Genomic DNA, 14,332 nt, shown 5'->3' with positions numbered 1-14,332 from the left:
TCCCAGCTGGCATTGAACAAATACAGTTTTAACTAAAGAAAGCTTGGATTATGAGTTATAAACTCTACGCTAAGCAATACAAAGCACCACAGGAATTGGTCGCGCACTTAAAGTCTAAAAACCTAACGATTAATGATGAACAGCGAGCGATTGCACTTCTTTCATCAATTAGTTACTACAGATTTAAAATCTATTTATATCCGTTGCTCAACCCAGAGTCAGGTTACTATCAACCAAAGGCAAGTTTTGAACAAGGTCTTGAACTATATCGCTTTGATGATGAACTCAGAGACTTAATTTACTCTATTATTGGTCGTATCGAAATCAAATTTATAGTGTGCAATCACAACTTGCATTATCTTTTCAAAATTCAAAAGACGAGTTTTCTAACCACTACTAAAATAATTATTTATATGCTACACCAAGATTATAAGCCATTAAAAATGAATAGACTTTATTTGATACTCGTTATGTTACAACTGATAAATAAAAGTCTTTGTTTATCTGAAAATATTAAAAACGAATTAGAAAGTTTGTTTGCAAAATACCCAACGGCTAAGGATAAATCTCACTCAGCAGGTTTTCCAAACAATTGGGAAATGATCCAATTTGGGGTTAATTTATTAAACAGATTAATTACACCAATCCATAGGATCTAACGGTTGGCCTTGATAGCGCACTTCAAAATACAAGCTTGGTTTAGTTTGCCCACCTGATTGGCCAACCAAAGCGATAGGCTCACCTGATTGTACAATCTCACCTACATCTTTGAGTAGCGCTTGGTTGTGGCCATATAAAGTCATATAACCATTACCATGTTCGACCACTATGACTAAACCATAACCTTTTAACCAGTCGGAAAAGATAACTTGGCCTGCATGGACATTGTGCACTGTTGCGCCGGAATCTGCGTCAATTTTAATGCCCTTCCAGCGCAATTGGCCTGATTTACGTTTGCCATAGATATTTTGTATTTTGCCTTTAGCTGGCCACAAGAGTCGGCCTTTAATATCTTGCAAACCATTCAGTTCAACTTGTTGAGGTAATTCGTCTATTGCTTCAGCGAGTGCTTCTAATGCTTGAGCAAGAGCAGCTTCGTTATCACGTAAACGCTGTATTTCGGCTGATTCAGATTTTATTAACTGGGCTAGTGCATCAATTTGTTGTTGTTGCTGCGCTTTTAATTTAACTAACTCTTGTTGTTTTTGTGCTTCTATTTCAACTAGCTCAACTAATCTGAGTTGTTTTTGATTAAGCATTTCAGTCGTTTGTGCTAATTCAGCTAGTGTAGTTTTTAAATCTTCAATCGCTTGCGTGCGTGCTTTGTTTAAATATTGGTAATAGCTGATCACCCGCTCTAATTTGGCTGGTGAATCTTGGTTTAACAATACTTTTAAATAATCGTGTTGGCCTATGTGGTAGGCGCTATTGAGTTGTTTTTCTAATACTTTCAGCTGTTGCTGTTTGAGTTGTTCTAATTCTTGTTGGCGTGCACTGAGCTTTTTCAGCTCTTTTTCTGTTTCGGTTAATTCTTGTTTGGTTTGGCGTAAAACCCGCGCGGCTTGACCAATTTGTTTATCGGTTTGAGCTAATTGATTTTGGGTTTGTTTTAGTTCTGAGTGGCTTTTATCTAACTTATTTTGTTTAGCTATAATTTGCTGCTGAACTTTTTCAAGTTTGCGTTGTGTTTGTTCAGTGTCTGATTCAGCGAATGCTTTGCTAGATAAGGTTGTTTGCAGGAAAAAAAACACAACAAGGCAAACAAGTTTAATGTTTGCCCCGTTGATATTTTGTTTTGGTTTAGCAATCCTTAGCAGATTCAACTTAAACCAATTTAAAGATAGATTGACCTGTCATTTCTGCAGGTTGTTCCATACCCATTAAGTGCAACATAGTTGGTGCTACGTCACTTAATACACCATTAGCTTTAGCTAATTCAGCATTACGGCCAAAATAGATAAATGGTACTGGCTCGCTGGTATGTGCTGTATGTGCTTGGCCAGTAATTGGGTCAACCATTTGCTCTGCGTTACCATGGTCAGCAGTAATTAAACACTCACCACCTACTTTTGCTAAAGCTTCAGTTACGCGGCCAATTGCAGTGTCAACTGCTTCACACGCTTTAACTGCCGCTTCAAATACACCAGTGTGACCAACCATGTCTCCATTTGGATAGTTACAAATAATTGCATCAAATTCTTGGCTTTCAATCGCTTCAACTAATTTATCAGTTAATAACACTGAGTTCATTTCAGGTTGAAGATCGTAAGTTGCCACTTGCGGAGATGGGATTAAGATACGCTTTTCACCTTGAAATTCGTCTTCACGGCCACCGCTGTAGAAGAAAGTAACATGTGCATATTTTTCAGTTTCAGAGATACGTAACTGAGTTTTGCCATGTTTTTCTAACCACTCACCCATTACATTAACAAGGTCTGATGGTGGATATGCACAGCTTGCTTGAATGTCAGCTGCGTATTGAGTCAACATTACAAAGTCGCTGTATGCTGGTACTTTTGCACGCTCAAAACCGTCAAAATCAGTATCAACAAATGCACGAGTAATTTCACGTGCGCGGTCAGCACGGAAGTTCATGAATATGATTGCATCGCCATCATTTACAGTCGCGGCTTGGCCATTTGCATCGACAATTGCAGTTGCTTTTACAAACTCATCGTTTTCGTCACGTTCGTATGCGGCTTTTAAACCTTCAACTGCAGAGGTTGCAGTGTATTCAGCTTTGCCTTCAGTTAATAACTCATAACAAGCTTGTACACGATCCCAACGCTTATCACGATCTAACGCAAAATAACGACCTATGATGCTGGCTACGCGGCCTTTGCCAGTTGCAGCTAATTGCGCTTCTAGCTCTGCTAATGGGTTTTCAGCACTACGTGGTGGTGTATCACGACCGTCTAAAAATGCGTGAACATAAACTTGCTCAGCACCACGAGCAACCGCCATATCTACCATAGCTTTAATGTGATCAACATGGCTATGTACACCACCTGGTGAAGCTAAGCCCATAATATGCACAGCTTTGCCAGCGTCTTTCGCGCTGTCTACTGCTTTAACTAAAGCAGCGTTGTTTTGGAATTCGCCGTCAGCAATATCTTTGGTGATACGGGTGAAATCTTGATAAACAATACGGCCAGCACCTAAGTTTACGTGACCTACTTCACTGTTACCCATTTGGCCGTCTGGTAAACCTACGTCCATGCCTGAGCCAGAAATTAATGTGCTTGGATACTCTTTCCACAATTTATCTAAGTTTGGTGTATTCGCGGCCATAATCGCGTTGTCTTTAGGGTTTTCGCTGTAACCCCAACCATCCATAATGATTAACACTAATGGTTTTTTCGCAGTAGTCATGCTGTTTACCTGTAGTCGTATTAGTATATAAATTTATGCAAATTTTACTAAGAATTGCTCTACAAACCAATGACAATCCGATTAAATCATACTGTTCTGGTTTATATCGCGGATAATTAGTTGTTATTGTCGCATATCTAGGCTGCTGCAAACAAATATAACGCAATGCAAAGTATAATGACTGCCTTGAGCCTAGTCTCATAGGCTTAGATTACCCAAATTAGATAATTCCGCTAATTGCAAAAAGCGATTGTATTGGTTTAGTTAAGCGATAAGGCTATAATCTGCCGCAGTAAAAACATTCATAGGTCTTTTTAATGCAAGAATACATTCAATTTTTTGCCAATCACCCAATTATGACAGGTGCTTGGTTCGTATTATTTTTCGCGGTTGTTTACACTTTAGTTCAAGCTAAATTTGCACCTTATGCCCGCGTTAATACTCAACAGCTTACCTTATTGGTAAACCGTGAGGACGCAGCTATAGTGGATATTCGTCCGGCAGCTGAATTCAGCAAAGGCCATATCGCCGGCGCATTAAACATCACCAGTGATAAAATTGACGGTGGTAACAATCCAGCCCTTGAAAAAAACAAAGATAAACCCATTATTGTTGTTTGTACCGCAGGTTTGAGTGCGGCTAAAGTTGCAACTCAACTATGCCAAGCAGGTTATCCAAAAGTAAACTTACTTGAAGGTGGTATGAATGCTTGGTTAAATGCGAACTTACCTGTCGCAAAAGGTTAATTTAAAATGGCTACAGTAACCGTATATAGCAAAAGTTGGTGTCCGTTTTGTAGAAGAGCCAAAATGCTCCTGACACAAAAAGGTGTTGCGTTTAATGAAATTGACATAGATCAACAACCTGAAAAACGCGATGAAATGATCCAACTGAGCGGACGCTCAACTGTGCCACAGATTTTTATAAATGAGCATCATGTCGGTGGATGCGACGATTTATTCGACGCAGAATACGACGGTGAACTAGATAATTTGCTCAACGCATAATTTAAAACAAAGGTATTGTCATGTCAGAACAAACTCCAGAAAACAACCAACAAGCAGCAGGTGAAAACGCACCTCAATTCGCAATTCAACGTATTTTTGCGAAAAACATTTCATTTGAAACGCCAAACTCACCTGAAATTTTCACTATTCAGTGGAAACCAGATGTACAAATGGACATAGATACAAAAAGCAAAAAGCTTGACGGTGACACATACGAAGTTGTTTTATCAATTACAGTAACAGCTAAAATTGAAGACAAAACTGCGTTTTTAGTAGAAGTTGAGCAAGCGGGTATTTTCGCTATTGCTAACTTACCACCGCAACAAATGGCACATACTATTGGCTCTATGTGTCCGGGCATTTTATTCCCTTATGCACGTGAAGCAATTTCTAACTTAGTTAACCGTGGTACTTTCCCTCCACTTAATTTAGCACCTGTAAACTTTGATGCTTTATTTGCTAGCTATATGCAGCAAGTTGCGCAACAAGCTCAAGAAAACCAAGAGTCAAACCAAAAACTAGATTCTTAATATGAGCGAACCTTTATTTGATATTGGTGTAATCGGTGCTGGCTCGTACGGCACTGCATTAGCCATTTGTATAGCGCGTAATGGCCACAAAACTGCCCTGTGGGGTCGTGATGAAGCACAAATTAGCGCTATGCAACAAAGCAGGGAAAACAGCCGATATTTACCCGGTTTGCCATTACCACAAGCTTTAACCCCACAAGCTGATTTAGCTCATGTGGTACAAAACAGCCGCAATATTTTATTGGTTGTGCCAAGCCATGCATTTGGCGAAGCTTTAGCACAAATAAAACCGCATTTACGCAGCGACAGCTCAATTGCGTGGGCGACTAAAGGTTTAGAGCCAGAAACAGGCCGATTATTGCAAGATGTTGCGCGTGAACAGTTAGGCGATTCTCGTACCTTAGCTGTTGTTAGCGGCCCAACCTTTGCCAAAGAAATGGCAGCCGGTATGCCAACCGCTATTTCAGTGTCATCTACCGATGCTGATTTTATTCAAACCTTGTCTGATTTAATGCACTGTGAAAAACGTTTCCGTGTGTATAAAAATAACGACTTTATTGGTGTGCAACTAGGCGGCGCAGTTAAAAACGTAATTGCTATCGGCGCTGGTATGGCTGATGGTATTGGTTTTGGTGCAAACGCACGTACCGCGTTAATTACCCGAGGTTTAACTGAGTTATGTCGTTTAGGCGCAGCTTTAGGCGCAAAACCTGAAACTTTTATGGGTATGGCTGGTTTAGGTGACTTAGTATTAACTTGTACTGACAATCAATCTCGCAACCGTCGTTTTGGTTTGGCATTAGGCCAAGGTAAATCGGTTGAACAAGCTATGTCAGATATTGGTCAAGTTGTTGAAGGCTATCGCAACACCAAAGAAGTGTATATGTTAGCGCAACGTATGCAGGTTGAAATGCCGATTGTTGATCAAATTTACCAAGTGTTATACCAAGGCAAAGTGCCAAAAGAAGGTGCATTAGCTTTGTTAGGACGCGAGCAGAAATTTGAGTAATATTCGCAAATAGCTCAACAATTAATAGCGAATCTTTATTAACGCCTGACACTGTCAGGCGTTTGTGTTTGTGTACATATCAACCATTTTATTAGGCCATTACAGATTAAATTGTTTGATTATTTGCAACTGTAATTAATCAACACGAAATGTCACTTTATTAGTTTTAACACATTCATCATAGAAGACACTTACATCTTCTCCACTGTTTTTCGCTTCTTCATTTATCCTACATAAAATTAAATACGCAACATAACTCCTGTGATGAAGTAAAGAATACCTTGTGCGCAACCATTCCTTATCAAATACTGCTCCTGTAAAGCTGCCATTAGCTATTTTAGCGCCCTTCTTAATTTGGCAGTTACTTGGAGCTGAGTTCCGAACATAGGTATTATACTCATCATCCTCGCGTTGAATTACAAGACTAAAATGTGCGTTATCCTCACAAATATCTACCTCAAGAAAAGCAGAGCCATCAGACAAATTTACAGCTGCTAGATAAAAATAATCACCGTCAAAAAATAGCCGATAGGTAATATCATTACTCGCATAAGAGGGGCTAAATTCAAAAAAGTACAAAAGTAAAATAACCAACCAGTTAGTTCTACTCATCTAGAGCCTCCTTTGACCCAATAATTAAAATTTATCCATAAGCATTAATTCAGTTCTTCAAAAACCAACCAATCATCAGGCTCCCAAGGTTTTTTAAATAACTTGAGTCAAAATTAAAACGCCCTTCGCCCACTATTATATTTGGTCGCTCAACTAAAAATCACGCTCGGCTTTTTTAGAAAGTACTTTTTCCAACTCAGTCAAATACGCTACATGCGGTGGTAAGGTTAAACTATTCGGCCTTAGTGCTTTAATTGCCACACTTGCATCCGCCAGCGACCAACCTCGCTCTAACAGAATTTGTGCTGATACTAAACCCGTTCGGCCTGTGCCACCTTTGCAATGCACAGCTATTTTTTTGTTGTCGTCTAATAACTTGTGCACAGTATCTCTTGCTTGTTGCCAAGCTGTTTGAAATGCCTCTTCGGGCGCTTGGTCGTCATGAATAGGTAGGTGAAACCACAAAATATCATGTTGCTCACACAAATCTTTAATCGCGGTAACATCATTTTTTTCTAATTCATATTGCTGCATAAAAGTTAGTACAGCACTGGCACCTTCTGCTTTTAACTGTGCGATAGATTCAGCCAGCGGCAAACCTTTAGTTCCCGGACATGGGGTGATAATAATGGCTGCGCCTTGCTCATTTAGTGCCAGCGGAAAAGTTGGGTGGGTCATAATTCAATTAGTCCTTACACAAAATATTGCGCTAAATTAACCAGCCTGCGAGGTTAAAGTCAAATCAGGCTGCATTGCATTTTTTTGTTTTAACCAAACATAGGCCAACAAACACAATAAAGCAGACAATATCGCAACAGCTGCTGCTAAATTGGCATTTCTAAAGGTGTAAAATTGGCCGATAAAACCAGTTAGAGTTGAACCTAACATCATGCCAACTTTTATTGCATTGGAGTAAAACGCTGAGGTAAAACCAATGCGCTGTGGTAGTTCTTCTTGCAACAACGTTAACGATAGACCAGCAAACAAACCATAAAAAATAGCATTGATAAATTGCAAACCTATAAACTGCCAAACGTGCTCAGCAAAATAAACACCGATGTAAAAGCTCATTGCAACTAGATAAGCAATCGCAATCAGCCGGGTTTTACCAATAGATTTAGCCAACTTACTTGAATAGAGCATTACTGGAATTTCTAAACAAGCAACTAACCCCATAAACACCCCAGGGGTATATTCAGCAAAGCCTAACTCTCGAATAACATATAAAGGCATTGACGATGAATAGAGGATGTTTGCAACCGATCCTAAGGTGACAGAAATACCGAGTAACCAAAAAGCCAATCCAGCTGCCTGTGGTTTTTCAGCTTTATTATTTTGATTGGATTTAGAGATATCAGGAATAAATTTGTACGCAAAAATAGCTGCAACAACAGCACAAATAGCCGCCATATAAAATGATGCAAAAAAACCAAACGCCGAGGCCAAAGCAAAACCAATAGCTGGGCCAGCAATCCAAGCAAACGAAATAGCCGCGCGTAAATTCGCGTTGAATTGCCCAACATCCACTTTGTCAGTTTGATTTGCCCACTGGCGCGATATGGTTAACATTTGTGGAATAGCTGCATTGCCAACGGCGACAAAAGCAATACCGGCCAGTAAAACCAACCAAAAAGAAGACACATTAGCATAAATAGCTAAACCAATTGCCATAGCCAATACTGCAAAAATATACATTTTACGCGCACTTAAACCAGCATCGGCTTTTTGTCCTAACCACTGGCTAATTGCTAAACCCGACAAAGTAACACTGACTGTATACAAACCAATATAGATAGGCTGAGCATTTAAATCTTGTACTAAAAACAAGCTCATTAGCGGATTAACAAATGAACCAACTAGACCGGTTAATATACTTAAAACAATAAATAACCTAGGGGACGTTTTAACAGCAGGTAACAACTAACTACACCTTAAAAGAATAACCACAACAAACTAAGCAGCTTGTAACTGCTCAAAAAAGAGGCGGTATTATAAGGATTAAAAATTAGCTTACAAGTGTATTACTATTTTGATATTGGACAACTTGATTGCGTCCATTACCTTTAGCTGCATATAAAGCTTCGTCAGCTTGTTTTAACGCGGTTGAAATATCTTGTGCGCTCACTTCAACTAAGCCAATACTGGTAGTCACTGATAATACTTTCTGTAGTACTTTAAATTCAAAACTTTCGAAGTGATGGCATAAAAATTCCAAGCGCCCGAGCGCTTCATCTATTGAAGTTTCCGGCAATAATACACAGAACTCTTCACCACCCAAACGAGCGACTATGCCATCTTTAAAATGTGCCATCATACGTTGTGCGGCTTGAACCAAAACAATATCACCGGCTTCATGTCCATAAGTATCATTAATCGCTTTAAAATGGTCTAAATCGAGTAAGGCTAAAGCACTCGGTTTACTCGCTGTTTTTAACGCTTGGTTGGATAATTCAAAAAAACAGCGACGATTTTTAATCTTGGTTAAAAAATCATGATTAGCAGCAAACTCTATTTCTTCAACTTGCTCTATGTATTCTAAATTTCGAAAAATACGCGTATAAAACTCTTCTGCATCAAAGGGCTTATTCAACGCATCGTTGGCACCATTTTTTAAGAAGCGCGCAGTTAACATTGCATTGTTACTGCTGGATATAGCTAAAATAGCGATTTTTTCGTGTGGGTTTTTCCGTCTAATTTTTGATGTAAGTTCCACGCCCGACATCTTCGGCATTTCGTAATCTGTGATCACTACTTTAATTTGAGGATGTGCTTTTAACCGCTCTAACGCATCTTCACCGTCTACCGCTTCTATTACAGTAAAGTTTTGTCGCTCTAATAAGGTACGGAGATATTTACGTACAGATAATGAGTCGTCGACCACTAATATACTCACCTGCATATTACGTTTTAAACGCGTGAGTAATTTGCCAACATAATCAAACGAATGTACAGTTTCTTTTAAAATGAAATCAACCACAGCTTTCGCCATAACTTTTTGGCGTACCTGTTCGTCTAACTTACCGGTTAACACAAAGGTTGGAATTTTTGCCGCAACCGTTTGATCAATCGCTTCGCCGTCATGCGCATCCGGCAGATGAAAATCAACACAGGCACAAAAGTAGTCTTTAAATTCAACTAAAGCTGCAGTTAAATCAGCCATACTGTGCATAACATCTACTTCAAAACCAAGCTTTTGCGCAATTTTGGTTAGAATATCAGCTGTCGTTCTATGATCTTCAACTATTAAAACTCTATTCTTCATGCTGAGTCCTATTTACGCATGCACTGCTGAATATATGGTTAATCGGTTGCGGCCTTCTTCTTTACTTTGATAGAGGGCTTCATCGGCAAATTGGATCATTTGATCTATCGAATGTTGGCCTGAAATGTAACCAATACTAATAGTGTAATGTGTCTCAGCATCCCCACATGCTACTGCATGTTCACTGATCTCTTCTCGAAAGGCGTTTAATAAATGGCCATGGGTTTGCTGATTACCATCTTTAAACAAGATAACAAACTCTTCTCCTCCCATGCGGCATAGGGTTTCTTGCGCAAATTCTTCTCGCAACGTATGCGCCAGATCTTTAATAACTTGGTCACCCATATCATGACCTAACTCATCATTAACACGTTTGAAGTGGTCTATATCTAAAATTGCCACAGCATATTCATTATCACCTTGGCTAACTAGCTGTTGATTTGCTTGGGTGAAAAAAGCATAGCGGTTAAATAATCCCGTCATAGAATCTAAGTCGGCTAACTGCTTAAGTTTTACCATATGCTCCAAATGTTCAATGCTTTGGTGAATACGGCAATAAAACTCCTCTAAACAGAAGGGTTTTTGTAAAAAATCGTTTGCGCCATTTTGAATAAATCGTGCAGACAAGGAAGATGCACCACCACCCGACAAGCCAATAATACACACAGCTTCTTTAGGTTTGCTTTTGCGCACTTCACTAACAAAACGCACACCATTCATTATCGGCATTTCGTAATCAGTGATAATCAATTTAGTGTCGGGGTGTTGCGCTAGTTGTTCAAGCCCTTGCTCTCCATTCGCAGCTTCAATAACTTGAAATAAATTCCGCTCAAGCAAACTACGAATATAACTACGAGTTGCCTGTGAATCATCTACCACTAACACTTTAAAATTAGGGTTATGTTTAAAACGATTTAATTGTTTAGACAAATAAGAAAATGCTTCAGAGCTTTCTTTGGGAATATAATCGGAAACGGCTTTACTGAGGATATGATCGCGAATTTCGCTATCTAAATGGCCCGTCATTACAATAGCTGGAATACCATGTTTGATAACTTCATCTATTGCTTCGCCATCAGGCCCGTCTGGTAAGCTGTAATCCACCGAAGCTAAATAGAAATTATCTTCTTGCGCTAACGCTTGTTGGCACTCAGCCAGCGTTTCAACAATAACGGTTTGATATCCAGCTTCTTTGGCGACATATTCGACCAATGTTGAGATTGGCCGACTATCCTCAACGATTAACAGCTTATACTGTTCCAACTTTTACCTCAGATAATTTCTAAGCGCGCAAAAGCCACTACCAACCATTTACTGCCTACCTGGTCGAAGTTCACTTGCACCCGACTGTTTTGTCCACTGCCTTCGTAATTAAGAATAGTCCCTTCTCCGAATTTTGCATGCATAACTCTTTGACCTAATTGCAATCCGGTTTGATTAAAACTATCTTCGACTACACTTGCGCTAAACCGTCCAACTGCCGCTGGACGACTTATTTGGTTGTTTAACCTAATTTCACTGACACAATCTGCCGGTATTTCCCTAATAAAACGGCTTGGCGCATGATATTGGTCTTTACCATAAATACGGCGTGATTCTGCATAAGTTAAATATAGCTGCTGTTTTGCCCTTGTCATGCCGACATAACATAATCTTCGTTCTTCTTCCATGCGGCCTGATTCTTCTGTGGTTTGTAAACTTGGAAACATGCCTTCTTCGACACCACCAATAAACACCAGTGGAAACTCCAAACCTTTAGCACTGTGTAATGTCATCATTTGCACTGCATCTTGATTACGCTCAGCTTGGTTTTCGCCTGATTCTAGCGCGGCGTGCGATAAAAACGCGCTTAAATCTGATAGCTCTGGCTCGGTATTTTCAAACTGGCGGCAAGCCGTAACTAACTCCTCTAAGTTTTCAATACGTGCTTGCGCTTTTTCGCCTTTTTCTGATTGATACATAAAATGTAAACCAGAGGATTTAATCACTACATCACACTGACGATACAAAACTAAGTCTTCAATTTCATGCTCTAGTTCATTTATTTTATTCACAAAACTACTAACTGAATTGGCCGCGCGACCTGTTAATAATTTTGCCGACACCAAATTTTCAGACGCTTGCCACATAGTTTGTTGATGTTCACGCGCATATTGACGAATTTGTTGTAGAGATTTTTCACCTATACCACGTGTTGGTGTATTGATAATACGTTCAAATGCCGCATCATCTTGGCGATTATTTAACAAGCGCATATATGCCAATGCATCTTTAATTTCCTGACGCTCGAAGAAACGCAAACCGCCATATATTCGATAGGGTATTTGTTCTGTAATTAATGCTTCTTCAAGCACACGTGATTGCGCATTGCTTCTATACAAAATGGCGCTGTCTTTTAACGCATTACCTTGCTCTAACCATTCTTTGATGCGGCCAACAATAAAACGTGCTTCGTCGAGTTCGTTAAATGCCGAATAGAGTTTGATTGGCTCACCATCGCCCGCTTGTGTCCATAAGTTTTTGCCTAAACGGCCAGAGTTATGCGCAATCACCGCATTGGCTGCTTTCAAAATAGTGCCACTAGAGCGATAGTTTTGTTCTAGGCGGATCATATGAGCATCAGGAAAATCGTCTAAAAAGCGTTGGATATTTTCAACTTTTGCACCACGCCAACCATAGATAGATTGGTCGTCATCACCCACTATGCTGATAAAGTTGTCGGCATCAGCTAATAAACGTAACCAGGCATATTGAATGCTGTTGGTATCTTGAAATTCGTCGACTAAAACGTGTTTAAATCTTTGTTGGTAGTGACGCAATAAATGCGGATGTTTTAGCCATAATTCGTGTGCACGTAGTAGTAGCTCAGCAAAATCGACTAGGCCAGAACGGTCACAGGTTTCTTGATAAGCTTGATATATACGTTTCCATACTTCGTCTTGTTGATTGCCCCAAGTTTCTATGTGATGCGGACGCAAACCCTCGTCTTTTTGTCCATTGATGTACCACATAGCTTGTTTTGGCGGCCATTTTTTTTCGTCTAAATCGAGTGCACGTACTACGCGTTTTATTAAACGCAATTGGTCGTCGGCATCGAGTATTTGAAAACCTTCTGGTAAACCAGCATCGGCATAATGCAGGCGCAACATACGGTGAGCTAATCCATGGAATGTGCCTATCCACATGCTTTGCACTGAGGTTTGCAGTAAATCTTCTACCCTGTGGCGCATTTCTGCCGCGGCTTTGTTGGTAAAAGTTACCGCTAAAATTGAATGGGGGGAGATGTTTTCTGCTTGTATCAACCAAGCGATACGTTGCACAAGTACACGTGTTTTACCACTGCCGGCACCTGCAAGTAACAACATTGATTGTTGTGGCGCGGCAACCGCCTCGCGCTGTTTGTCATTTAACCCATCAATTAAACCATGAATATCCATGCATTCGACCTTCGCATTTTTTATAACTGCGCGCAGTATACTGGATAAACGGACAGTTCCCAAGTTTATGCTTTTTTATCGCGGCACGTATGGTGGCATTCAAGCCCATTCGAAGCATTATTTTATAAAAACGCTGTTCGCCAATCCATGGCCGCTCCCAAAAGATATCCCTATCTTTTGAAGTTTTATAAAATAAGCATTCGAATCTGCTTTTGATTGACATTGTTATCGCCGCTTGTGGAATAGCTGTAAGTTCGCTATTTACCACTAACATTGGAAGCGACAAGACATGGTTTGAGTGCCAAACGGCTCAGGTATGAAAGCTAGTGAATGGGCGGGTTGCGAGCAAAACTTCATAAGATAGGGATATCTTATGCGAGCGACACAAGGATGTGCTCGAAGCGTTTTTGTGAGTAACTCCCCATTTGCTAGCTTGTATATAGTGCACCATTTACTCCAGCGCAGAATTTAAAAAGCATTCGAGCAACAACCTACCAGCACCCACAATGTCAAACCAAAGCCTGTTTGAACGCTGATTTTCAAAAACTTCTTTATCAGGGATGATAAAGCAGAGCGCCCACGGATGGGTTTACCGCGTTTTTTGAAAACCATGCTTCAAACGGGCTTTGTTACCATAAAGCGTGCAGCGACTCCCTTCACAAGCACCAAAAAACTCAAATAACATTCGCTATTTTCGCTGCTTGATAAATCGCTCTTTCGGCATCTAACTCAGCCGCTTTAGCCGCACCACCAATAAAATGAACTTTCTGTTTTAACTGCACAATCCATGACGGAATAACCGACTCCTGCCCACTGCAAATTACAATATTATTCACCTCAAGTAATTTAGTTTGCCCGTCTTGCTCAATTACTAGGCCCTGCTGATTAATTTCTTGGTAACTGACACCCGACAACATATGCACCTTGTGCTGCTGCAAATGCGCTTTATGTATCCACCCTGTAGTTTTCGCCAAGTTTTTACCAATAGGCTCAGCTTTGCGCTGCAATAAATAAATATCCGAATTTGCACTAACTTGAGGTTGAGTTAAACCTGCTTCATGTTCAAGGGTAAGATCTATACCCCATTGCTGGCAATAAAGCTC

General features: G+C 40.1%; 13 protein-coding genes and 1 pseudogene. 5 read left to right on the top strand and 9 right to left on the bottom strand.

What is annotated here, in order from left to right:
* Positions 1-50: 50 nt before the first annotated feature.
* Entirely contained in the window at positions 51-659 is a 609-nt protein-coding gene (locus tag WSC_RS0112215; RefSeq protein WP_016956222.1) for an Abi family protein, read from the top strand.
* On the opposite strand, the gene WSC_RS0112210 is transcribed toward WSC_RS0112215, so the two are convergent.
* Positions 633-1,751 carry a murein hydrolase activator EnvC family protein gene (locus WSC_RS0112210; protein WP_040394432.1) on the bottom strand — a complete coding sequence of 373 codons (1,119 nt, stop codon included), beginning with the start codon at positions 1,749-1,751 and terminating at the stop codon, positions 633-635. The genes WSC_RS0112215 and WSC_RS0112210 overlap by 27 nt on opposite strands.
* A gap of 73 nt (positions 1,752-1,824) precedes the next feature.
* The gene (gene gpmM / locus WSC_RS0112205; protein WP_016956220.1) at positions 1,825-3,372 is read right to left on the bottom strand and encodes a 2,3-bisphosphoglycerate-independent phosphoglycerate mutase; all 1,548 of its coding nucleotides are present in this window, start codon (positions 3,370-3,372) and stop codon (positions 1,825-1,827) included.
* 317 nt (positions 3,373-3,689) lie between these two features.
* On the opposite strand from gpmM, the gene WSC_RS0112200 reads away from it, so the two are divergent.
* From WSC_RS0112200 to gpsA, 4 genes are read left to right on the top strand one after another with little or no spacing between them, the layout of a single operon-like run.
* The gene (locus WSC_RS0112200; protein ID WP_016956219.1) at positions 3,690-4,118 is read left to right on the top strand and encodes a rhodanese-like domain-containing protein; all 429 of its coding nucleotides are present in this window, start codon (positions 3,690-3,692) and stop codon (positions 4,116-4,118) included.
* Positions 4,119-4,124: 6 nt separating this feature from the next.
* Positions 4,125-4,379 (top strand): glutaredoxin 3, encoded by a 255-nt coding sequence (grxC, locus tag WSC_RS0112195; protein WP_026016823.1) that lies wholly within the window; start codon positions 4,125-4,127, stop codon positions 4,377-4,379.
* A gap of 20 nt (positions 4,380-4,399) precedes the next feature.
* On the top strand, positions 4,400-4,909 hold the full coding sequence (gene secB, locus WSC_RS0112190; protein ID WP_016956217.1) for a protein-export chaperone SecB: 510 nt from the start codon (positions 4,400-4,402) through the stop codon (positions 4,907-4,909).
* A gap of 1 nt (position 4,910) precedes the next feature.
* Complete coding sequence (gene gpsA / locus WSC_RS0112185) at positions 4,911-5,918, top strand: NAD(P)H-dependent glycerol-3-phosphate dehydrogenase (RefSeq protein WP_016956216.1); 1,008 nt, start codon at positions 4,911-4,913, stop codon at positions 5,916-5,918.
* A gap of 135 nt (positions 5,919-6,053) precedes the next feature.
* Here gpsA and WSC_RS0112180 read toward each other — a convergent pair whose 3' ends face one another.
* From WSC_RS0112180 to fadH, 7 genes and pseudogenes are all read right to left on the bottom strand, one after another.
* Positions 6,054-6,530 (bottom strand): hypothetical protein, encoded by a 477-nt coding sequence (locus WSC_RS0112180; RefSeq protein ID WP_016956215.1) that lies wholly within the window; start codon positions 6,528-6,530, stop codon positions 6,054-6,056.
* Between the two features lie 153 nt (positions 6,531-6,683).
* Positions 6,684-7,208, bottom strand: coding sequence for a phosphatase domain-containing putative toxin (locus WSC_RS0112175; protein ID WP_016956214.1), 525 nt, complete (start codon positions 7,206-7,208; stop codon positions 6,684-6,686).
* 36 nt (positions 7,209-7,244) lie between these two features.
* Positions 7,245-8,450, bottom strand: a complete 1,206-nt coding sequence (locus WSC_RS0112170; RefSeq protein ID WP_016956213.1) for a sugar efflux transporter — start codon at positions 8,448-8,450, stop codon at positions 7,245-7,247.
* Between the two features lie 85 nt (positions 8,451-8,535).
* A complete protein-coding gene (locus WSC_RS0112165) occupies positions 8,536-9,792 on the bottom strand; it encodes a GGDEF domain-containing response regulator (protein ID WP_016956212.1) in 1,257 nt (418 codons plus the stop codon).
* Between the two features lie 12 nt (positions 9,793-9,804).
* Complete coding sequence (locus WSC_RS0112160) at positions 9,805-11,055, bottom strand: diguanylate cyclase (RefSeq protein WP_016956211.1); 1,251 nt, start codon at positions 11,053-11,055, stop codon at positions 9,805-9,807.
* 8 nt (positions 11,056-11,063) lie between these two features.
* Positions 11,064-13,229: a DNA helicase II gene (uvrD, locus tag WSC_RS0112155; protein ID WP_016956210.1), complete on the bottom strand. Its 2,166-nt coding sequence runs from the start codon at positions 13,227-13,229 to the stop codon at positions 11,064-11,066.
* Positions 13,230-13,903: 674 nt separating this feature from the next.
* Positions 13,904-14,332, bottom strand: a pseudogene (gene fadH / locus WSC_RS25295) (NADPH-dependent 2,4-dienoyl-CoA reductase); the annotation flags it as partial.

The organism is Catenovulum agarivorans YM01 (assembly GCF_000281085.1).
Classification (GTDB): Bacteria; Pseudomonadota; Gammaproteobacteria; order Enterobacterales; family Alteromonadaceae; genus Catenovulum; species Catenovulum agarivorans.
The sequence above is the reverse complement of the archived record's forward strand: the minus strand, read 5'-3'. Positions and strand labels throughout refer to the sequence as shown.

Coding starts and splice junctions, on each gene's coding strand:
- WSC_RS0112215 (WP_016956222.1), top strand. CDS start 51: ATGAGTTATAAACTCTACGCTAAGCAATACAAAGCACCACAGGAATTG.
- gpmM (WP_016956220.1), bottom strand. CDS start 3,372: ATGACTACTGCGAAAAAACCATTAGTGTTAATCATTATGGATGGTTGG.
- WSC_RS0112200 (WP_016956219.1), top strand. CDS start 3,690: ATGCAAGAATACATTCAATTTTTTGCCAATCACCCAATTATGACAGGT.
- grxC (WP_026016823.1), top strand. CDS start 4,125: ATGGCTACAGTAACCGTATATAGCAAAAGTTGGTGTCCGTTTTGTAGA.
- secB (WP_016956217.1), top strand. CDS start 4,400: ATGTCAGAACAAACTCCAGAAAACAACCAACAAGCAGCAGGTGAAAAC.
- gpsA (WP_016956216.1), top strand. CDS start 4,911: ATGAGCGAACCTTTATTTGATATTGGTGTAATCGGTGCTGGCTCGTAC.
- WSC_RS0112180 (WP_016956215.1), bottom strand. CDS start 6,530: ATGAGTAGAACTAACTGGTTGGTTATTTTACTTTTGTACTTTTTTGAA.
- WSC_RS0112175 (WP_016956214.1), bottom strand. CDS start 7,208: ATGACCCACCCAACTTTTCCGCTGGCACTAAATGAGCAAGGCGCAGCC.
- WSC_RS0112165 (WP_016956212.1), bottom strand. CDS start 9,792: ATGAAGAATAGAGTTTTAATAGTTGAAGATCATAGAACGACAGCTGAT.
- uvrD (WP_016956210.1), bottom strand. CDS start 13,229: ATGGATATTCATGGTTTAATTGATGGGTTAAATGACAAACAGCGCGAG.